This window comes from Peribacillus suis (genome assembly GCF_059384845.1).
The window spans coordinates 1432975-1454314 of record NZ_CM182019.1; the positions used below are offsets into that span (position 1 = coordinate 1432975).

Consider the following 21340-nt stretch of genomic DNA (forward strand, 5'->3'; position numbering starts at 1 on the left):
AAGTTTACGAAGTTGTCTTAAGTCTTTGTGAAATACTTTAATAATTTATCACACCTACCGTGAGAATGCAATACTTCAGTTAATTACTTTCAAGAAAAAAACCTTGACATACCCCCTTTAAAATTGAATTATATTAAGTACCGTATGACATTTACTTTTAAAACAATAGACATTATAGTAAAATGTCTTTAGTTGAGTTAGTTTTGGGAGGGAAAAAGAAAATGTCTATCGAATTACAAACGAAATATGGACAAATTGATATCTCTAATGATGTAATCGCTACTGTAGCCGGTGGTGCTGCTATTGATTGCTACGGAATAATAGGAATGGCTTCCAAAAAACAATTTAAAGACGGCATTGCCGAAATACTAAGAAAAGAAAACTTTACTAAGGGTGTAATAGTCCGACAAGATGAGGAAGAAGTTCATATCGATATGTATATTATCGTTAGTTATGGAACGAAAATCTCGGAAGTTGCACATAATGTGCAATCAAAGGTAAAATACACTCTGGACAAAACTGTTGGATTAGCTGTAGATTCTGTAAACATTTTTGTACAGGGAGTTCGTGTTACGAACCCTTAAGTATAGGAGGAAAGTTTTGTGTCAATTACAAGTTTAAATGGAAAGCGCTTTGCTGAAATGATCATCCAGGGAGCTAATCATTTAGCAGCCAACGCCCAAATGGTCGATGCATTGAACGTTTTCCCGGTTCCAGATGGAGATACAGGAACAAATATGAATTTATCTATGACTTCCGGCGCTAAGGAAGTACAAAATAATGTACAAGAACATATCGGAAAAGTGGGTACTTCTCTTTCAAGAGGTCTATTGATGGGGGCTCGAGGTAATTCTGGAGTAATCCTTTCACAGCTTTTCCGTGGTTTTGCAAAATCTATCGAAAATAAAGCGGTCATCAATAGTGAAGAATTCGCCCATGCTTTTGAGGCGGGTGTACAAACCGCTTATAAAGCCGTTATGAAGCCTGTTGAAGGCACCATTTTAACAGTCGCGAAGGATGCAGCCAAGCAAGCGGTTTCATCTGCTGCCAAGCATCAGGACCTTATCCAGGTAATGGAGGATATTGTCACTGAGGCAAATGCATCTTTAAAAAGGACACCTGATTTACTTCCTGTATTGAAAGAAGTCGGTGTGGTCGATAGCGGTGGACAAGGGTTGGTTTTCGTTTATGAAGGATTCCTAGCAGAATTGAAGGGTGAAGCTTTACCCGTTCGTTCAGCCAATGGCCCAAGCATGGATGATATGGTGAGTGCTGAACATCACATTAACGTACAAGGACACATTAATACGGAAGATATCGTGTTTGGTTATTGTACGGAATTCATGGTCCGGTTGGAAAAGGATAAGCCAGCTGCCCAATCGTTCAATGAAGAGAAGTTCCGGAATGATTTAAGTGAATTTGGAGATTCATTATTAGTCATCTCTGATGATGAAATAGTTAAAGTACATATTCACTCTGAACAACCTGGTAATTGCCTTAATTATGGTCAGACATACGGTAGTCTTATTAAGTTGAAAGTTGATAATATGCGTGAACAGCATACAGCTATAGTCGGCGAAACTAAAACGCCACTTCAAACAAAACCGAAAGCCAAGGATAAATATGGTGTCGTTTCTGTGGCGATGGGTGCCGGTATCAGCGAGCTTTTCAAAAGCATCGGTGCAAAATCAGTCATTGAAGGCGGACAAACGATGAATCCTAGTACTGAAGACATCGTGAAAGCAGTTGAAGAAGCCCATGCAGAAAAAGTAATCATTCTGCCTAATAATAAAAATATTATTATGGCTGCCAATCAAGCTGCTGATGTCCTTGGGGATAACGTGATGGTCGTTCCTGCCAAAACTGTACCGCAGGGAATGGCAGCATTGCTTGCTTTCAACCCTTCATTGGATATTACAGAGAACCAAAAGGTGATGACCGATGCTCTTTCTCATGTTAAAACAGGTCAAATCACATATGCTGTAAGGAATACAAGCATTGATGGTCTTTCAATCGAGAAGGGCGACTTCATGGGTATTGATGAAGGCACCATCAAAGTGAAAAATAAAGACAAGGCTCAGGCTGCAAAGGATCTTTTATCCAAAATGATTGACGAAGATTCCGAGATCTTGACCATTCTTTATGGTGAAGATGCAACTTCAGAAGAAGTGGATGAGCTTGTCGCGTTTTGTGAAGAAACATTTGAAGATGTTGAAGTTGAAGTCCATAACGGTAAACAGCCGTTATATGCTTTCATTTTCTCAATTGAATAAACTAAACCATCTACTTGGGTAAGATCACCTGATCGTCTTTTGCCCTTTAATAGATGTGATATAGAAGTCTCGATAAAAAGTAATAAACTGCATAGGTCATTAGGCTATGCAGTTTATTTTTGCGGACTAAAGGTTATAAAACAGCATGCATGCAGGAACTGTGACCAATCAGAAGATAACCTCTAGCGTTTTTCTTTAGGTTCTTAAAGTCCAGCGCGTAATGAAGGAGGAATAGAACGTGAAATATAGGAGTGTATTTGATATTATCGGTCCCGTTATGATTGGACCTTCGAGCTCACATACAGCCGGAGCTGCGAGAATAGGCAGGGTGGCAAGGAATCTATTCAACAAAGAACCGAAATGGGCCCGTATTTCTTTTTATGGGTCTTTTGCAAAGACACATAAAGGTCATGGGACGGATGTGGCCATTGTAGGGGGACTACTTGATTTTGATACTTTTGATGAGAGAATCAAAGAATCTCTTGATATAGCCCGTCAAAAGAACATGGACATTGCCTTCCAAGAAGAAGAGGCCGTTCCGGAACACCCGAATACTGTGAAGATAACGGTTGGTGATGATGCGGATGAACTGGAGCTCGTTGGGATATCGATTGGAGGTGGCAAAATCGAAATAATCGAATTGAATGAATTCAAATTAAGGCTTTCGGGTCACAACCCAGCCATACTTGTCGTTCATGATGACCGTTTCGGAGCTATTGCCAATGTCTCTAACGTTTTGGCCAAGCATCAAATTAATATAGGACAGATGGAAGTATCACGAAAAGAAAAGGGAAAGATGGCACTTATGACCATCGAAGTGGATGTGAATATAGAAGAGCAAGTCATCGATGAAATTTCGAAATTGCCTCATATCACCAAGGTCGCAAGGATTGTCGACTGAGTTACTTGAGGCAACCGTTTTCATTAAGGAGGGAAAGAGGACATGTTTCGAAATGTAGCAGAACTAGTAGAATTGGCAGAAGCAAAGCAAGTGAAAATTTCGACGCTCATGATCGAACAGGAAATGGAGGTGTCGGGTAAAACCCGAGACCAAATCATCCACCAGATGGGTGTAAACCTTGACGTCATGGAACAGGCCGTTGAAAAAGGGCTCCAAGGAGTCCGTTCCGTTTCGGGTTTGACAGGTGGGGACGCCGTGCTTCTTCAGAATTATATTAAAACGGGAAACTCATTATCGGGTGAACTTTTGTTGGATGCGGTCAGTAAAGCTGTGGCAACAAATGAAGTGAATGCAGCGATGGGGACGATATGTGCGACGCCAACTGCTGGATCGGCAGGCGTTGTCCCAGGAACTTTGTTCGCTTTGCAGAATAAATTAAAGCCAAATCGGGAACAAAAAATTGAATTCCTCTTCACTGCAGGGGCATTTGGTTTCGTTGTTGCTAATAATGCTTCGATTTCTGGGGCCGCAGGAGGTTGCCAGGCGGAAGTGGGTTCAGCATCAGGGATGGCCGCGGCCGCCATCGTTGAAATGGCTGGTGGAACGCCATCTCAAAGTGCCCACGCCATGGCGATTACATTAAAGAACATGCTTGGTCTGGTTTGTGACCCTGTTGCTGGGCTCGTAGAAGTGCCTTGTGTGAAGCGGAATGCGATGGGGGCAGCTAACGCCATGGTGGCAGCCGATATGGCGTTAGCAGGTATTACAAGCCGAATTCCGTGTGACGAAGTAATCGATGCCATGTACAAAATCGGACAGGCGATGCCATCGGCCTTAAGGGAAACTGCACAAGGAGGATTAGCGGCCACACCGACTGGACGGAAGTTGGAAGCGAAGATCTTTGGCTTGCCGTTAAGTAACAAGTGAGCAACAGCTTACAGGAACCAATTACGGCAGTTAAGGGCATTGGGGGAGAGACAGCTGCTGCGATGCAGGAAATGGAGATCCATACCGTCAATGATCTTCTAGAGCATCTTCCCTATCGCTATGAAGACTACCGGTTAAGGGACTTAGAAACGGTTGAACATGAGGAACGCGTCACTGTAGAAGGGAAAATTCATACAGTGCCGACCTTGGGCTATTTTGGGAAGAAGAAGTCCAGGCTAACGATTAAGTTGTTGACTGGAAGATATTTAATTACGGTTATATTTTTCAATCAGCCTTATTTGAAATCAAAACTTACAATCGGGGAAACCGTGACAGTGACAGGTAAATGGGATCGTCATCGCCAAACCATCACTGGTTCGGAATGCCATGTTGGAGATCATAGCCGGGAAAAGGAATTCGAACCCGTGTATTCCGTCAAGGGGAGCATTACGGTAAAAGGTATGCGTCGCCATATCACGAATGGTTTTTCCCAATATGGAAATATGATTGAGGAAAACCTCCCACCACAGCTGCTGACAACCTATAAGTTGATGCCACGTAAAGATGCGCTTCGCATGATGCACTTTCCTATATCGGCAGTTGATGTTAAGCAAGCCCGCCGTCGTTTTGTATATGAGGAGTTTTTGCTGTTTCAGCTGAAAATGCAGGCACTTCGTAAAATACAGCGCGAACAGTCAAGAGGGACTGGACAAGAATTTGATAGGCAGCAGGTGAAGGGATTCATTGATACCCTCCCGTTTCCATTAACGACTGCCCAGAACAGGGTTGTCGAGGAAATCCTGACTGACATGGAATCGCCTTACCGTATGAACCGGCTTTTACAAGGAGATGTAGGCTCAGGAAAAACGGTAGTGGCCGCGATTTGCCTTTATGCGACCATATCGGCCGGTTTCCAAGGAGCGCTAATGGTCCCGACTGAAATTCTGGCTGAGCAGCATACTCAATCATTGACCGCCATGTTAGAACCAGTCGGAGTAAAGGTGGCTTTATTGACCTCCTCGGTAAAAGGGAAGAAGCGTAGAGAATTATTGGAGAAACTTGAATTAGGGGAACTTGATCTTTTGATTGGAACCCACGCACTGATTCAGGACGAGGTGAACTTCAAGGACCTCGGTTTGGTTATAACGGATGAACAACATCGGTTTGGTGTGGAACAACGACGCGTCCTGCGTGAAAAGGGAGGAAATCCCGATGTCCTTTTCATGACGGCGACACCGATTCCCCGTACACTCGCTATTACAGTGTTCGGCGAGATGGACGTTTCCACAATCGACGAAATGCCGGCTGGACGGAAAGCCATCGAAACGTATTGGGCGAAACACCAAATGCTCGATAGAATCCTCTCCTTTGTAGAAAAGGAACTTCAAAAAGGCAGACAAGCATATGTCATCTGCCCATTGATCGAGGAATCAGAAAAACTTGACTCCTTGCAAAATGTTCTCGATGTCCATGCCATGCTTACGCAATACTTCGTGAATCGTTATAAGGTGGGGCTCATGCATGGGCGTTTGCCTGCGGATGAAAAAGATGAAGTGATGCAGGAATTCAGTTCCAACGAAGCGCAAATCCTTGTTTCCACCACAGTTGTCGAAGTTGGGGTGAATGTACCCAATGCCACGGTGATGGTCATTTATGATGCTGAACGATTTGGTCTTTCCCAGCTGCATCAGTTACGTGGCCGAGTGGGGAGGGGGAACAACCAGTCTTTTTGCATCCTGCTTGCCGATCCGAAAACGGAAGTCGGCAAAGAGCGGATGAAGATCATGACAGAGACGAATGATGGATTTGTCCTTTCAGAGAAGGATTTGGAGCTTCGAGGTCCAGGGGACTTTTTCGGTAAAAAACAAAGCGGACTTCCCGAATTCAAAGTGGCGGACATGGTCCATGATTACCGGACGCTGGAAGTTGCTAGGGAAGATGCTGCGAAATTGATAGCCTCAAATAGTTTTTGGCATGCACCAGAATACGCGTCGCTCCGGGCACATTTGGAAGGTACAGGCGTATTGACAGGAGAAAAGCTTGACTGATCGTCTTGATTGAATGAAAACAGTAAAACAGATTGTGAGAATTTCCACAAAATCTTGCAATCTGTTTTTAAAATATATATACTACTATTAGTACCTAGTCATAATACTATGGATGGTGACCTTCAAATGCGAAGAAACAAGAAGGAACGCCAGCAATTATTAATCGAAACGATTAAACAGAATCCTTTTGTAACGGATGAGGAGCTGGCTGAAAAGTACTCGGTGAGCGTCCAGACAATTAGGCTCGATCGTCTTGAATTATCAATACCGGAGCTTCGTGAACGTATAAAAAACGTAGCCGAGAAGAAATTCAGTGACGAAATAAGGGCATTGCCATTGGATGAGATCATTGGGGAAGTAATAGATTTGAATTTAGATGAAAATGCAATTTCTATTTTAGATATAAAAAAAGAGCATGTTTTTAAGCGCAATGGAATCGCAAGGGGTCATCACCTTTTTGCTCAAGCTAATTCATTGGCGGTGGCGGTCATCAATGATGAACTGGCCTTAACGGCAAAAGCATCCATTCTATTTACTCGTTCCGTCAAGGAAAATGAAAGAGTGGTAGCTAAAGCGAAAGTTAAAAAGGTGGAGTATCAAGCAGATCGTTCCGTAGTGGAAGTCAGAAGCTACGTAGGAAATGAAATGGTATTCAAAGGTGAGTTCGAAATGTATCGCTCTTAACTTGCTTAGAAAAGGATGAACGTTCATGAAAATAACGCTAGATGCAATGGGTGGAGACAATGCTCCAAAGGCACAGGTATTAGGAGCCATGAAAGCAGTCGAGGCCTTTCCCGATGTGGTAATAACCTTAGTAGGGAACGAAGGCGAAATTAACCAGTTCTTAACGAAAAATGAACGGATCAAGATCATACATACGGAAGAAAAGATACTAAGTACCGATGAACCTGTTCGTGCGGTCCGTCGCAAGAAGAATTCATCAATGGTATTAGCAGCCCGCCAAGTGGCCGATGGAGAAGCGGATGCATGCATATCTTCAGGAAATACAGGTGCTTTGATGGCAGCCGGCTTGTTCGTTGTCGGGAGAATCGAAGGAATCGAACGTCCAGCATTGTCCCCAACCTTGCCGACAATAGATGGTAAAGGTTTTGTTTTTCTTGATGTCGGAGCGAATGCAGAAGCGAAACCGGAGCACCTGCTTCAATTTGCGATAATGGGTTCCGTATATGCCCAAAAGGTCCGTGGTATTGAAAAACCGCGTGTGGGCCTATTAAATATTGGGACTGAAGAGAAAAAAGGGAACGAGTTGACGAAGCAGGCTTTCACGCTCCTTCAGCAATCATCGGACATCTCCTTTATAGGAAATGTAGAAGCCAGGGACCTTCTGAATGGTCCGGCAGATGTAGTTGTAACGGATGGCTTTACGGGAAATATGGTGCTGAAAACGCTTGAGGGAACAGCCATGAGTGTCTTTCATATGTTAAAATCCGCGTTGATGAGCAATATGAAGAGTAAGATTGCCGCAGCACTAGTGAAACCGGAACTAAAAGGCATTAAAAATCAAATGGATTACTCGGAATATGGTGGGGCTGGATTATTCGGTTTGAAGGCACCTGTCATCAAGGCACACGGTTCTTCCGACGCAAATGCGATTTATAACGCGATCCGTCAGACCCGGGATATGGTGAGTCATGATGTGATTCCGACCATTGCGAAGACGATAGAAAAAGTCCAATAAATATAGAGATAGGGGAGTTTGGGATGGGTAAGATTGCTTTTGTCTTTCCAGGACAAGGTTCACAGTCAATAGGGATGGGTTTAGACTTATTTGAGGTAAATGAGCAAGCACGGAAAATTTTTCAAACGGCGGATGAAAAACTGGATTTTGCGCTATCCGAGCTTATATTCAATGGCACTCAGCAGGAATTAACGGTAACCTATAATGCTCAACCTGCGCTATTGACTACAAGTTATGCCTTGTTCAATGCCTTGGCGGAAGAGGGCATCCAGCCTGATTACACTGCAGGACATAGTTTAGGGGAATATACGGCATTGGTAGCCTCTGGTGCAATTTCTTTTGAGGATGCTGTCTATACTGTTAGAAAACGTGGTCAATTCATGGAGGCCGCTGTTCCGAATGGCCAAGGCTCGATGGCCGCAATTCTGGGAATGGACCGTACAGCACTCGCTCTTGTAACGGCTGATATTACTGATGCAGGTGAATCCGTTCAGCTGGCTAACATTAACTGTCCGGGGCAAATCGTCATTTCCGGAACGGCAGAAGGCGTCAAGCTTGCGAGCGCAAAAGCGAAGGAAAGCGGAGCAAAACGTGCTCTCCCTCTTGATGTAAGCGGGCCGTTTCATTCTGAATTAATGAAACCTGCGGCTGAACAACTTCAAAAGGTACTTGATGAAGTGAGTTTCCGACAGGCACCCATTCCGGTGATTTCAAACGTAACGGGCGAGCCTATCACAGAACCATCAGAGATTAAAAATAAATTAATTGAACAATTGTATTCACCAGTTCTTTGGGAAGATAGTGTCAAAAAGCTGCTTGAATTAGGCGTGGACACGTTCATTGAAGTGGGACCAGGCAAGGTGCTGGGAGGATTGATTAAAAAAATCGACCGATCCGTCAATATTCACTCAGTATCGAATACAGAAACCCTACATAAAACGGTCGAAGCATTGAAAGGGGAACTAGCATGATTCTTGAAGGTAAGAAGGCACTAGTAACTGGTGCTTCCCGCGGTATCGGCAGGGAAGTGGCATTGGAACTCGCACGGCAGGGAGCGGACGTAGCTGTCAATTATGCTGGAAGCGAAACAAAAGCTAATGAAGTGGTCGATGAAATCAAGGCACTTGGGCGAAAAGCATTTGCCGTTCAATGCGATGTATCAGATAGTGAATCAGTAACAGGCATGATTAAAGAGGTCATTGAACAATTTGGCCGGGTCGACATTTTAGTCAATAATGCTGGAATTACCCGTGATAATTTATTGATGCGGATGAAGGAAGAAGAATGGGATTCGGTCATCGATACGAATTTAAAAGGTGTCTTCCTTTGCACAAAGGCAGTCACAAGACAAATGATGAAGCAACGTAGCGGCAAAATCATCAATATGGCTTCCATCGTCGGTGTGATGGGGAATGCGGGGCAGGCAAACTATGTTGCAGCCAAGGCAGGCGTGATTGGCTTGACAAAGTCCACTGCCAAGGAGCTTGCATCAAGAGGGATCACGGTCAATGCGATCGCTCCAGGTTTCATCTCCACGGATATGACTGGTGAACTGACGGAAGACGTGCAAAAAGCGATGCTGTCACAAATACCTTTAGCCCGCTTCGGTGACCCAAAGGATATTGCATCAGTTGCCACGTTTCTCGCTTCAGAGGCAAGCAGCTATATGACGGGTCAAACCCTTCATATTGATGGCGGTATGGTGATGTAAGTTTAGGTTTGATTTTTTTGAAATATAATTTATAATGTCTTGAGGGGAGGTGAACATATTGGCAGATGTATTAGAAAGAGTAACGAAAATCGTTGTAGATCGCTTGAACGTTGAAGAATCAGAAGTAAAGCTTGAAGCTTCATTCAAAGAAGATCTTGGTGCCGATTCCCTAGATGTAGTCGAACTAGTCATGGAGTTTGAAGACGAATTTGATATGGAAATTTCGGACGATGACGCTGAAAAAATCGCCACAGTGGGTGATGCTGTGAATTACATAAAAAGCACTATGTAATGTTAATGTCTTTTGATTAAAAGCTCCGTTTTTTAACGGGGCTTTCTCTTGTAATGTAAGGGTCTGGAAAATACGAATACGTGCAGTTCCGATTAAGTTCCATGTGTCAAGCATCAACGCTGCTGGCTATTTTTCTTTAAGCGGATTATACTGTATGATGGTACATAGGAAAGCTTGACAGGAATTCCTGCCAGGTTTCTTTTTATATGTAGGAAAAATATGTTTTTGAACCGTAGTGGAGGGTTTTTGTGATGCGTAGGAACGTAAATAATCGTAAACCATTAAGTAAGGATAATAAATTTAAAGAGTTACAGGACAATCTGGGTTTTCATTTTGAAGATGAAAATTTGTTGAAAAAAGCTTTTACACATTCATCTTATGTGAATGAGCATCGCCGCAAGCCTTACGAAGATAATGAAAGGCTAGAATTTCTAGGAGACGCAGTACTTGAACTGACAATCTCGAAATATCTGTATCAGAAATACCCGATGATGAGTGAAGGAGAGCTTACGAAATTAAGGGCAGCCATTGTCTGTGAGCCGTCACTAGTCGACTTTGCCAACAGCCTCTCTTATGGGGAATATGTATTGCTTGGTAAAGGGGAAGAAATGACAGGCGGTAGAGAACGCCCTGCCATGCTTGCAGATGTATTTGAAGCCTATATCGGCGCTTTATATCTTGACCAAGGATTAGAGCCGGTTGTGCAGTTCTTGAAAAATGTCGTGTTTCCGAAGATAGACGAGGGTGCTTTTTCTCATGTGATGGATTATAAGAGCCAGCTCCAAGAGCTTATCCAACGGGATGCAATTGGGGTTCTGCAATACAAAATACTGCAGGAAAAAGGACCGGCCCATAATAGAGAGTTCGTTTCGACGGTTTCTTTGAATGGGGAAGATCTAGGAACTGGTGTGGGAAAATCGAAAAAAGAGGCAGAGCAACATGCCGCCGAACACGCATTGGCCGTTTTAAAGAAAAAAACTCAACAAGATAGTTGAACAGTAGAGGGGGAAAGGTCATGTTCCTCAAACGCTTGGACGTTGTAGGATTCAAATCTTTCGCAGATAAAATTTCGATTGAATTTGTACCTGGTGTCACGGCAGTGGTTGGACCGAACGGTAGTGGTAAAAGCAATGTGACTGATGCAGTCCGTTGGGTTCTTGGAGAGCAATCCGCAAAATCACTGCGTGGAGCAAAAATGGAAGATATCATCTTCTCAGGAAGTGACACAAGAAAGGCCTTGAATTTTGCAGAGGTTTCCTTGACTTTGGATAATGAGACCAACACCCTTCCAATTGACTTTCATGAAGTTAGTGTGACAAGAAGGGTATATCGATCGGGTGAAAGCGAATTCTTCATTAATAATCAAGGATGCCGCCTGAAAGATATCATTGAATTATTTATGGATTCAGGACTTGGACGCGAAGCATTTTCCATTATCAGCCAAGGGAAAGTGGAAGAAATCCTTAGCAGCAAAGCAGAAGAAAGACGAGTTATTTTTGAAGAGGCCGCTGGTGTCTTGAAGTATAAAACAAGAAAAAGAAAAGCGGAATCAAAACTGACGGAAACACAAGATAATCTCAACAGGATTCATGACATCCTTCATGAACTAGAAGGTCAAGTGGAACCCTTGAAAATTCAATCTTCCCTGGCCAAAGAATATTTGGATAAGAAAGAGGAACTTGAAAAAATCGAAGTGGCTTTGACCGTTTTTGAAATTGAAGAACTTAATGAAAAATGGGAAAGTCTTACCCAGGAACTTGGGAAACACAATGAGATGGAGCGACAATTGGCTGGAAGGCTTCATGAACGTGAAGAGCATCTTAAAGAGGTTCGAGGAAGCATTGCCGGACTCGAAACATCGATTAACGAGCTTCAAGAAGTGCTATTGAACGCCAGCGAAGAGCTTGAGAAGCTTGAGGGTCGTAAAGAAGTATTGAAAGAACGGAAAAAGAATGCGGCACAAAATAAATCACAGCTTGAAAAAGCGATTATAGAGGGCAAGGCAGCCGTTGAACGTCTTTCTTTACAAAAGGAAAGAGAAACGGAAGTTCTGCATGCATTGAGTTCTGAAGTAAAACAGCTTCAAGAGCTTTTACATGAAAAACAAAAAAGCTTAGGTCTATTCAATACCGACATTGAAGCCCTGATAGAAGTGAAGAAAAGTGACTATATCGAGTGGCTGAACAAGCAGGCTGCCGCCAAAAATGAAAAGCATTACCTTCTGCAGCAACTCACGCAGCAGGAACATAAAAATTCCAAACTGGATCACGAAAATGAAAAATTCCTTACCGAGAGAACGGAAATCACTGCTAAAAAGTCGGAATACTCCAAGCGTATGGAAAAACTGAGCAAGCAGCTTGAAGACCATGTCACTTCTTTCCGAAATCAACAGAATAAGCTACAAACGGCAAAAGATACGTATCAAAAACAGGAAACGACCCTATATAAGGCCTATCAATTCCTTCAACAGGCAAAATCCCGAAAGGAACTGCTTGAAGAGATGGAAGAGGACTATGCAGGCTTCTTTCAAGGTGTTAAGGAAGTCCTAAAAGCAAAAGGTACTCTAAAAGGCATTGAAGGTGCAGTGGCGGAACTGATCAAGGTCCCAAAGGAATATGAAACCGCCATCGAAACAGCACTAGGTGGGGCGATGCAACATGTGGTTGTGGAGAGAGAAGAACATGCCCGTGAAGCCATTTCCTTCTTGAAGAAAAACAGGTTTGGACGGGCGACTTTCCTGCCCTTATCTGTCATCAAAGGAAGAGAGATTTCATCGAACCAGCTGTCGATGCTGAAGAATCACCCTGCTTTTGTCGGGACAGGTTCCTCGTTGATCCAATATGATGAAAGACATGCTTCCATCGCGGCAAACCTGCTAGGAACCGTCATTATCACAAAGGATTTAAAAGGAGCCAACGAACTGGCAAAAATGGTGCAGCACCGTTTCCGCTTTGTTACGATTGAAGGGGATGTCGTCAACCCTGGTGGTTCGATGACGGGTGGAACGATTAAACAAAAATCGACTTCACTACTATCCCGGAAAACCGAGCTTGAAGAATTACATGAGAAGCTAGCCGGGATGGAATTAAAAACGAACCAGCTTGAAAAACAGGTAAAACAGCTGAAGGTGGATGTCGGTGTTCAAGAGCAAACGCTTGAACAAACGAGAAAAACAGGTGAAATGCTACGATTACAGGAGCAATCCCTGAAAGGTGAACTTCGTGAAGTCGAGCTACAAGAAAGAAATGTGAATGATCGCCTACACCTTTATGATTTGGATAAAAACTCCTATTTAGAAGAGCAACAGCAAAAGAAAGCAAGGCTCGAAGAATTGGAAGAACTGTTGAAATCCTGTAAAGTGGAAATCGATGGGCTTGACCGCCTTATAGCGGAAATGACAGAACAAAAACAATCACAGCAATCATCAAAGGAAAGTCTTGCCGAAGAAACGAGCGAGTTAAGGGTAACATTGGCCTCAAAACGCGGTCAGCTTCAAAATCAAAGAGAAAAAATGGAACGGCTTGAGGCGGACTTGGCAAAAGAGACCAGCACCTTAACTGAAAACAAGGATGACTTGGGGCTTTTAACAAATGAAATGACGGACAGTTCGAGTGGGGAAGAAACGCTTGAAGACATGGCCCAACAAAGATTGCTTGATAAGAATGCGGCCATTGAAAATATTTCCGCCAAAAAACAGGAAAAGACCGAAATGCAAACTCATCTCGAAACGCTCGAAATAGCTTTGAAAGAGGAAAGTCGTCTCTATAAAGGTATCGTTGAAGTGGTCAAGGATGAAGAGGTCAAATTAACCCGACTTGATGTGGCGCTGGAAAACCGCCTGGATCATTTACGCGAGGAATATACATTATCCTATGAAGGGGCTAAAGAAAAGTATCCATTAATGATACCTATCGAAGAAGCTCAGAAAAAGGTAAAGCTCATTAAGCTGGCCATTGAAGAATTGGGGACGGTCAACTTAGGAGCAATAGACGAGTATGCCCGTGTAGCCGAAAGGTACGAGTTCCTTCTCGGTCAAAAAGAAGATCTGCAGCAGGCTAAGGATACCTTATTCCAGGTTATCGACGAGATGGATGAGGAAATGAAACGACGCTTTTCAGAAACATTCTATGCGATTCGTGAACAGTTCGAACAGGTATTTAAATCACTGTTCGGTGGTGGCAGGGCTGAATTAAAACTGACAGATCCCAATGATTTATTGAATACGGGAGTAGATATCATCGCACAGCCTCCAGGGAAAAAACTACAGAACTTGAGTCTCTTGTCCGGTGGAGAACGAGCATTGACTGCAATTGCTCTTTTATTCTCGATTTTAAAGGTCCGGCCCGTTCCTTTCTGTATCCTCGATGAAGTCGAGGCGGCACTTGATGAAGCGAATGTAGTTCGTTTCAGCCAATTTTTAAGGAAATTCAGTCAAGAGACTCAGTTTATAGTAATCACCCACCGTAAAGGGACGATGGAGGAAGCGGATGTCCTCTATGGCATTACGATGCAAGAGTCAGGTGTTTCCAAATTAGTTTCCGTTCGTATGGAGGAATCAGAGAACTTTGTTGAAATATAAATCCATGAATTAGAGGAAGTGGGACAATGAGTTTCTTCAAGAAGCTAAAAGAAAAATTCACGGCACAAGAAGAAAAAGAAACAGCTGTAGAAACAAAAGTAGAAGTAGAAGTTGAAAAAAAAGCAACATCCGAAATATCAATCGGGGAAAAGTTTAAGCAAGGTTTAACGAAGACGAGGAATTCCTTTACCGGAAGGGTTAATGAACTCGTTGCCCGTTACCGGAAAGTGGATGAAGACTTTTTCGAAGAACTTGAGGAGATTCTCATCCAGGCTGATGTAGGCTTTGATACCGTTATGGAATTAATCGACCAATTAAAAATGGAAGTGAAACTGCGCAATATCTCTGATACGAGAGAAGTGCAATCTGTCATTTCTGAAAAACTTGTTGAAATTTACCAAGGTGATGAAGAAGGAATATCCAGCTTGAACATTCAACAAGACGGCCTGACGGTCATTCTCTTTGTCGGTGTGAACGGTGTAGGTAAAACAACGACAATCGGTAAACTTGCCCATAAGTTTAAGGAAGAAGGCAAATCGGTCGTATTGGCGGCTGGTGATACTTTCCGCGCCGGAGCGATTGAGCAACTCGAAGTGTGGGGAGAACGTGTCGGTGTCAGTGTCATTAAACAAGGAGAAGGATCTGACCCTGCTGCTGTTATGTTCGATGCCGTTCAAGCGGCTAAGGCACGCAAAGCCGATATCCTGATTTGTGATACAGCAGGCCGTCTGCAAAATAAAGTGAATTTGATGAAGGAATTGGAAAAGGTGAAGCGTGTAATTGAACGTGAAGTGCCTGGTGCACCACATGAAGTGCTCCTTGCCCTTGATGCAACGACGGGTCAAAATGCACTCATTCAAGCGAAAACGTTCAAGGAAGCGACAGATGTAACGGGTATCGTCTTAACGAAGCTTGATGGTACAGCAAAAGGCGGAATTGTCATTGCAATCCGGAATGAGCTTTCCATTCCCGTGAAATTTGTCGGACTTGGTGAAAAAATGGACGATCTTCAAGAATTCGATGCTGAAAAATATGTGTATGGGCTCTTTGCCGATATCATTGATAAAGAAGAAGTATAAAGGTGAATAGTTTTAGCCGGAAGGGATTTTCCCTTCCGGCTTTTTTGATTTTTTTTACTTTTTATATAAATACTGTATACTTTTTCGTGATCTAATCGTCTATTAGGAGTATAGAAAAAAAGGGGGAGTTCGGTTGTTCAGAAAATTAAAGGGAATCGCTGCTTGTTTATTATTTTTAGGCCTATTTTTACATTCATATACAGTTCAAGCAAAAGCAGCGGACACGGACATAAAAATCTCGATTGAAACAGGGTTTGATGGATACATAACCCGGGCCAAGGCCATGCCGATGACCGTACATATCGAAAATAAGGGGGAGGCTTTCAGCGGTACGCTTATTTTTCAATTTCAGGCCGATTACGATTTCGGAGGGTCGCAAATTCTAAAAGTGGAATTGCCAAAGGAAAGCAAGAAAACCTATTCCGTTTCACTTCCAGGGTATACCGACGAAAATTATAATTATAATGGGACCGCACTGGCGAAGTCGATTTATCTCTATGAGGGAGATTGGAAGAATGGTAAAGAAGTAGACTATTCCGGCCCGAAGGTACTGGCACCTAAGTTCTTTGATGAAAGCGAGGACCTGATTGGAGTATTAAGTGAAAATTACGATCGTTTGACGGAATTGAGAGTCTTGCCATCCCTCCAAGCCAGGATGGTCGAGTTGGAAAAAGAAGATTTGCCTAAACAGTCAATTGGCTATGAAATGTTTGATTATTTAATCATTGATGAATTTGCAATTGCCGCTTTGGATGAGGCACAACAGAAAGCACTAAAGGGTTGGATCCGTTCTGGTGGTGTATTGATTTCCGGGTCATCACCAAGTGCCGCTCAATCATACGGGTCCCTGTATAACCTTTTACCGATGAAGATGGATAAAGGAATCAAGATGGATTCATCCTTTCTTACAGAAAAGAAAAAAGATCGACCATCCTTTGAACAATTGCCGGGCTTTACTGGTGAAGTGGAGAAAGGGACAGAAATCATTGCGAAGAGCGGGTCATCACCGGCCGTTGTCAAAAAGCAATATGGAAACGGGATGATTGTCCAGACGGCCTTTTCGTTAGGAGATGAGCCACTTGCCTCTTGGAAAGGATACGGCACGTGGTTTGAAGCGATTTTAAAGAAGGTGGAGTTGAATGCGTTTTCCACTTCAAGTGAATTCATGGACGAAGCAAGATGGGAAATGAATGACCCCAATAGTTACTTTGATGATACGAATTTATCCGTGATTCAATTGGCATTGTTGCTGTTAGTCTACGTTGTGATCATTGTACCGATTTTATTTGTCATTCTGAGGAAAATGGATAAAAGGGAGCACGCTTGGTGGATCATTCCTTTGATTGCCTGCATTACGACGATTCTAACGTTTGCCGTCGGAGCGAAAGATCGTCTTGCCAAACCTCAACTCAATCAATTGGGAATCTATCAAATTGAGGATGACCAAATCATCGGCATCCAATCGAATGTCCTCCTGTCCAATAAAGGAGGCAATTACAACCTGACTTTCCCGAAAAATGAGTTAGTTGCGATGCCAATGACTCAGGAGGGATTAGGTGGAAGCGTGAAAAGAGCACCAATGCTTGAAGAGAAAGCTACCGATATGGAATTGACCTTTCCAAACGTCGAATATTGGTCTACCAGGTCCTTTATAGGAAAGGTTTATAAAGAAAATGCAGGTCAATTGAAAAATGACTTGACCGTTGAAAACAGGACCTTGACAGGTACGATTCAAAATGAGACACCTTATGACCTTAAGGAATTAATGATCCTGACCGGCAATGAACGAATCAATCTCGGAACGTTGAAAAAGGGGGCAGAGATCAAGGTAAATGAAGCGTTAAAGAGTGATTTCTTATTTAAACCGTATGGAACGACATCGTCTTCTTGGAATAATGGAACTATGGGAAAAAAAATCGATATTGAAAAAATGCGCAGGGATCAGCTTCTTTATCTGACGGAGGCGTATTTCGGAGGGGCCTCGACAAAATCCGAACCTGTCATCGGCGGTATAACCGACGATTCAATCGTAGACGTCAGACTATCGAAAAAACCGAAAGTAAATATAGATAATCTGATTTTCCAAACATTCAGTCCGAAAACAATTTTGGCTGGGGAAGTGACATTGTCAAAAGAAATGTTCGCGGGGTCTGTGAATGCCCTCCGGGGTTCAGTTGGCGAAGAAGAAGGATATGGTACGTATTGGTTTGAAAGGGGAGAATATGAATATATCAGTTCAGTTCCAAAGATCATGAAGGACGAAACATTCAAAGCGTCAGAAATGACGATTAAGTTCAGTAAACAAGATGTTAAGTATGAACTCTATAATTTTTCGACTGAAAAGTATGAATCGATACCTAAGGGAGAACGGGAAATTACTTTCAAAGGGACTAAGGATATATCATCCTATGTATCGAAACAAGGGAACATCCAGATAAAAGTCATGATAGATAATGATGATGACCCGAGTGTAAGGATGCCACAAATCACTGTGAAGGGAGTGGTGGAGAAATGATAGAAATTATACAGTTAACTAAACAATATGGCACGTTCACCGCATTGGATCACTTGGATTTGCAAATAGACAAAGGAACCGTGTTTGGTTTTGTCGGTCAAAATGGGGCAGGGAAATCCACGACTTTTTCCATTTTGGCTACCTTGCTTGCACCAACATCGGGAACGGCTTATATCAATGGCTACAATATATCGAAGGAACCTAAACAAGTCCGTAGCCAGATCGGTTATATGCCTGACTTTTTTGGTGTGTATGATCAATTGAAGGCTGAAGAGTACCTGGATTTTTACGGAGCAAGTTATGGTATACCCGTTTCGGAACGGAGTAAACTGATTCCACAACTGCTCGAGCTCGTAAATTTATCGGATAAAAAGGATTCCTATGTGGATCTTTTATCACGGGGAATGAAGCAACGGCTTTGTCTTGCAAGGAGTCTGATACACGACCCCGAAGTGCTTATTTTGGATGAACCCGCTTCCGGGCTTGACCCGAGGGCTCGTGTTGAAATGCGGGAGATTTTAAAGGAATTGAAACATATGGGTAAAACGATTTTGATATCATCGCATATTTTACCTGAACTTGCGGAAATGTGTGATGTGCTCGGCATCATCGATCAGGGTAAATTGAAAGCACAAGGGTCGGTCGCGGAAATCCAACATAAGCTGCAGGGCGAAAAGAGCCTGATTATTAAGGTTCATGAGGATATTGAGCGATCCATCGCTTTTCTAGAAGATAATCCGGATATTAGCCAGATCAATACGCATGTTGATGAAAAAATGATTCAGTTTCTATTCAAAGGAGATGCAGGGGCCCAACAACAGCTGCTGAAGTCCTGTATGTTGCAAGACTTGCCCATTGTCTCTTTTTCGGAAATAGAGACGGATCTGGAGGATGTGTTCATGGAAATCACGAAAGGGGTTGAACTGTCATGAAGAGCTGGCTGATGAATCCGGTTTTGAATAAAGAGTTTAAGCTACGCTTTCGCTCTTTTAAAAGTTTTTTAGGTGTATTATTCTATGTTCTTGCGATTGGTGCCATCGTTATCGGTATGATTTTTATTCAGTCTCTTAGTAGCATGGGCGGGCGCGTTGACCCGGATGCAAGCCGGAGTATGTTTATATTTCTATCCGTTATCCAACTGGCCTTGGTCTTGTTCATTACACCTGGACTGACGGCAGGCGTCATCTCGAGTGAGAGGGAGCGACAGACGTTAAATATTTTATTGACGACTTCCCAAAGCTCGACAGGCATCATTTTCGGGAAATTAATTTCATCCATTTCCTACTTGCTATTACTGGTTGTGGCCAGTTTACCGCTATATAGCATCGTCTTTTTATTCGGCGGAATTTCGCCGAATCAGCTTTTGATGGTGCTGGGCTTCAATGTCTTCACCGTCATCGTATATGGCAGTATCGGGGTGCTTTTTTCTACACTTGTGCGAAAAACCATTCCGGCGATGGTCACGACTTATGGAATCACATTGTTTTTAGTAGGTGGCACAGCTTTATTGACCCTACTATTCACTACCATGGCCGTGGGGAATCAGGTAAATGTGACCACACCAACGACTAACCCATTGCCTTACTTAGCGGCCATGCTAAATACCCCAATCGTATTAATCGGCTTTGTTGAACCGACTTACTCTGAGGAAATCCAGAAGTTATCGGGGATTGATTTTCCACTTTGGGCGTCTCATTTGATTTGTTACACACTTCTACTAATCGGGTCCGTTCTTCTAAGCGTTAAAAAGCTGCGCGTGGGAATGAAGACAAAACGATGAACAAGGATCTTACCCATGATGAACTCCAGTTTCTCAAGTTGATTAAACCCGTTAAGCGGCAACTTTTCATGCAGCATGTGATGAGGGAGGGGCAACTTTTACTCCTTGCCGTGTCTGCATGGACGACTTTACTATTTTTCATGGCACGTATAGTAGTCATACCCTTCGTTTTCCGTTATTTTTTCATTGGAATCATCTGTTTACTTGCTTTTTTTGTCTATAGAATCATTAAAGGAAAACCCGGTAATAAAACGGCTGCTTTGCTGTTTAACCAGTATGTTCCTGATGACCGTGTCGTGACGGGATTCGCTTTTTTAGGGGAGATTGGTGAGCTTAAGTCACTCCAGCTCAGGGATGCTATTCACCAGATGAAAATCCATCAGGAGGAGGCCCTCAGAAGGAAGAAAGTATGGGTACATCCGAAATGGCTGACGCTAGCTCTTTGTTTAGCAATAGGAGGTTCCCTATTGGCAATTTTGCCAAATCAGAAAATGGATCAAGCCAGGCAGGCGGAAAAAGAAGTGAAGCTTGTCGAGGAGGTCAAAAAAGAGCTTGATGAAAAAGTGAAGGAAATAAAGGATCCTGATGTCAAAAAGACATTGAAAGATGTAAAAGAGAAAGTTGCGCTAGAAAAAGAGGCTGAGAAGGCCTTAGAGGCACTCGCCAAACAGTCAAGCGAGCTGCAATTAAAAGAAAAGAAGCAAAGAGAAAAGCAAGAGTCACTGGAAACCTGGAAGGATCAGTCAAAAAAAACCGGCCTTACGGAGCTGTCCAAGGCACTTGAACAAAAGGACATGCGACTGGTCGAAAAAGAACTGAAAGAACTAAATGAAAGATGGGATGAGCTGTCCAAGGAACAGAAGCAGGCCCTAGAGAGCTACACAGAGCAGGAGCTTCCATTAACGGAAGAACAATTGGATGCACTGATGCAGCAGTTGGAGGAAGCGATGGAATCGGGAGAACTTGCCAAGCAGTTAGCATCAGCCAATCAAGCTGTTCGTCAAGCGGGATCCCAACTTCAGAATAAAATGAGTCAAGATGGTATTCCTTCTTCTCAAACAGCTTTTTCTAACAGCGATGGAACACAAGGGAAGCAACCCGCCAATCAGCCCCTAGGTCAGCCCTCCTCTACGCCTAATGGACAGCCCAACGCCAATTCTGGGAATAATCCCGGAAGCCAAAAAGGACAAGGACAGGGTCAAGGACAAGGACAAGGACAAGGAGCAAGTGGTACCGGCGGAGGAAAAGGAGGCACGAAGGGGGGTGCTGGACAAGGGTCGAGGGAAATGCTGACGATTCCCGAAAAGACCGATGGAAAGCAGAATATGGAAACCGACAATGGGAAACTTGGTGAAGGGAGTGGCGAGCAGGAGGAGGCCGAGGGTCCAGTATTGAGGGGGAACTTGCGGAATTATGAGGAGGTCTATCAGCAGTATGAGGAATCTTATCGCAAAAGTACGGATCGCCTTAGGCTACCCTCTGATTTGAATGATATCGTCAAGAATTATTTTAATAATCTTGATCCGGAAAGGTAGT

The 21340-nt window shown here is 43.3% G+C and carries 17 protein-coding genes; all 17 read left to right on the forward strand.

Annotated elements, in window-relative coordinates:
• Nucleotides 1–221 precede the first annotated feature (221 nt).
• The 17 genes from AC503W_RS07120 (at nt 222) to AC503W_RS07200 (ending at nt 21339) form a co-directional block, all read left to right on the forward strand.
• Entirely contained in the window at nt 222–584 is a 363-nt protein-coding gene (locus AC503W_RS07120; RefSeq protein WP_402868253.1) for an Asp23/Gls24 family envelope stress response protein, read from the forward strand.
• Between the two features lie 18 nt (nt 585–602).
• Nucleotides 603–2273 (forward strand): DAK2 domain-containing protein, encoded by a 1671-nt coding sequence (locus AC503W_RS07125; RefSeq protein ID WP_402868254.1) that lies wholly within the window; start codon nt 603–605, stop codon nt 2271–2273.
• A 238-nt stretch (nt 2274–2511) separates the two neighbouring features.
• Complete coding sequence (gene sdaAB, locus AC503W_RS07130; RefSeq protein ID WP_402868255.1) at nt 2512–3174, forward strand: L-serine ammonia-lyase, iron-sulfur-dependent subunit beta; 663 nt, start codon at nt 2512–2514, stop codon at nt 3172–3174.
• 42 nt (nt 3175–3216) lie between these two features.
• Nucleotides 3217–4101: an L-serine ammonia-lyase, iron-sulfur-dependent, subunit alpha gene (gene sdaAA, locus AC503W_RS07135; protein WP_402868257.1), complete on the forward strand. Its 885-nt coding sequence runs from the start codon at nt 3217–3219 to the stop codon at nt 4099–4101.
• Nucleotides 4098–6149 carry an ATP-dependent DNA helicase RecG gene (recG, locus tag AC503W_RS07140; RefSeq protein WP_494916545.1) on the forward strand — a complete coding sequence of 684 codons (2052 nt, stop codon included), beginning with the start codon at nt 4098–4100 and terminating at the stop codon, nt 6147–6149. Before sdaAA ends, recG begins: the two co-directional genes overlap by 4 nt.
• Before the next feature lie 126 nt (nt 6150–6275).
• Complete coding sequence (gene fapR / locus AC503W_RS07145) at nt 6276–6833, forward strand: transcription factor FapR (RefSeq protein WP_402868260.1); 558 nt, start codon at nt 6276–6278, stop codon at nt 6831–6833.
• 25 nt (nt 6834–6858) lie between these two features.
• On the forward strand, nt 6859–7848 hold the full coding sequence (gene plsX, locus AC503W_RS07150) for a phosphate acyltransferase PlsX (RefSeq protein ID WP_494916547.1): 990 nt from the start codon (nt 6859–6861) through the stop codon (nt 7846–7848).
• Nucleotides 7849–7871: 23 nt separating this feature from the next.
• Nucleotides 7872–8819 carry an ACP S-malonyltransferase gene (gene fabD / locus AC503W_RS07155; RefSeq protein ID WP_494916549.1) on the forward strand — a complete coding sequence of 316 codons (948 nt, stop codon included), beginning with the start codon at nt 7872–7874 and terminating at the stop codon, nt 8817–8819.
• The gene (gene fabG, locus AC503W_RS07160) at nt 8816–9559 is read left to right on the forward strand and encodes a 3-oxoacyl-[acyl-carrier-protein] reductase (protein WP_402868264.1); all 744 of its coding nucleotides are present in this window, start codon (nt 8816–8818) and stop codon (nt 9557–9559) included. The genes fabD and fabG overlap by 4 nt, the downstream gene beginning before the upstream one ends.
• Before the next feature lie 58 nt (nt 9560–9617).
• Nucleotides 9618–9851 (forward strand): acyl carrier protein, encoded by a 234-nt coding sequence (locus tag AC503W_RS07165; RefSeq protein WP_053345291.1) that lies wholly within the window; start codon nt 9618–9620, stop codon nt 9849–9851.
• 251 nt (nt 9852–10102) lie between these two features.
• Nucleotides 10103–10846, forward strand: coding sequence for a ribonuclease III (gene rnc, locus AC503W_RS07170; protein ID WP_402868266.1), 744 nt, complete (start codon nt 10103–10105; stop codon nt 10844–10846).
• A gap of 20 nt (nt 10847–10866) precedes the next feature.
• Entirely contained in the window at nt 10867–14430 is a 3564-nt protein-coding gene (smc, locus tag AC503W_RS07175; RefSeq protein WP_402868267.1) for a chromosome segregation protein SMC, read from the forward strand.
• Between the two features lie 26 nt (nt 14431–14456).
• Entirely contained in the window at nt 14457–15509 is a 1053-nt protein-coding gene (gene ftsY, locus AC503W_RS07180; protein ID WP_402868269.1) for a signal recognition particle-docking protein FtsY, read from the forward strand.
• 133 nt (nt 15510–15642) lie between these two features.
• Complete coding sequence (locus AC503W_RS07185; RefSeq protein WP_427591088.1) at nt 15643–18024, forward strand: DUF8725 domain-containing protein; 2382 nt, start codon at nt 15643–15645, stop codon at nt 18022–18024.
• Nucleotides 18021–18956, forward strand: a complete 936-nt coding sequence (locus tag AC503W_RS07190) for an ABC transporter ATP-binding protein (protein WP_494916551.1) — start codon at nt 18021–18023, stop codon at nt 18954–18956. The genes AC503W_RS07185 and AC503W_RS07190 overlap by 4 nt, the downstream gene beginning before the upstream one ends.
• Nucleotides 18953–19804, forward strand: a complete 852-nt coding sequence (locus AC503W_RS07195; RefSeq protein WP_402868274.1) for an ABC transporter permease — start codon at nt 18953–18955, stop codon at nt 19802–19804. The genes AC503W_RS07190 and AC503W_RS07195 overlap by 4 nt, the downstream gene beginning before the upstream one ends.
• Nucleotides 19801–21339 (forward strand): DUF8809 domain-containing protein, encoded by a 1539-nt coding sequence (locus AC503W_RS07200; protein ID WP_494916557.1) that lies wholly within the window; start codon nt 19801–19803, stop codon nt 21337–21339. The genes AC503W_RS07195 and AC503W_RS07200 overlap by 4 nt, the downstream gene beginning before the upstream one ends.
• Nucleotide 21340 lies beyond the last annotated feature (1 nt).